This window comes from Mesorhizobium sp. M7A.T.Ca.US.000.02.2.1 (assembly GCF_003996995.1).
Classification (GTDB): domain Bacteria; phylum Pseudomonadota; class Alphaproteobacteria; order Rhizobiales; family Rhizobiaceae; genus Mesorhizobium.
Genome location: NZ_RZTT01000853.1, coordinates 1 through 720 on the forward strand (window position 1 = coordinate 1; position 720 = coordinate 720).

Below are 720 nucleotides of genomic sequence, written 5' to 3' on the forward strand. Positions count from 1 at the left end.
ATCTCGAACAGGTCCTTGGCGATCTTGCCTGAGATGGTGCCATCCTTGATCAGATCGAGGACCGCACCGAGCTGCTCGGGCGAAACCGGAGCGTTTTCAATGCCTTTTCCGGCCTTGTTCAATTGCCCGAGCAGCTCGGTGCGGTCCTCGATCTGATCAAGGATGGCACCATCTCAGGCAAGATCGCCAAGGACCTGTTCGAGATCGTCTGGAATGAGGGCGGCGACCCGCGCCAACTGGTCGAGAGCCGTGGCATGAAGCAGGTCACCGACACCGGCGCCATCGAGAAGGCCGTCGACGACGTTATCGCCGCCAACCCTGACAAGGTCGAACAGGCGCGCGCCAAGCCGAGCATGGCCGGCTGGTTCGTCGGCCAGGTGATGAAGGCGACCGGCGGCAAGGCCAACCCGCAAGCCGTCAACGACCTCGTCAAGGCCAAGCTGGGCATCGAGTAGCGCCGTGTTCGTCCGCACCGCAGGTGAACGCGACCTTGCCGCTGTGCGGACGCTGCTGGTGGAAACGTGGCATGCGACCTATGACGCCATTTATGGCGCTGCCAAAGTCACCGAGATCACCGACGAATGGCACTCGATCGCTTCGCTCCGCTCGCGGCTGACGCGGCCGAATTCGGAATTCCTGGTGGCCGATGACGGCAAGCGGATCGGCGGCATGGCTTTCGCCGCCGCCACCGCCGATGCGAAAATCATCCTGCTGAACCAG

3 pseudogenes are annotated in these 720 nt (G+C 62.8%); 2 read left to right on the forward strand and 1 reads right to left on the reverse strand.

The window, feature by feature from the left end:
• Positions 1-137, reverse strand: a pseudogene (locus EOD15_RS35085) (hypothetical protein); the annotation flags it as partial.
• Here EOD15_RS35085 and gatB point away from each other — a divergent pair.
• A pseudogene (gene gatB / locus EOD15_RS35090) lies at positions 126-455 on the forward strand (Asp-tRNA(Asn)/Glu-tRNA(Gln) amidotransferase GatCAB subunit B); the annotation flags it as partial. The pseudogenes EOD15_RS35085 and gatB overlap by 12 nt on opposite strands.
• Before the next feature lie 4 nt (positions 456-459).
• A pseudogene (locus EOD15_RS35095) lies at positions 460-720 on the forward strand (GNAT family N-acetyltransferase); the annotation flags it as partial.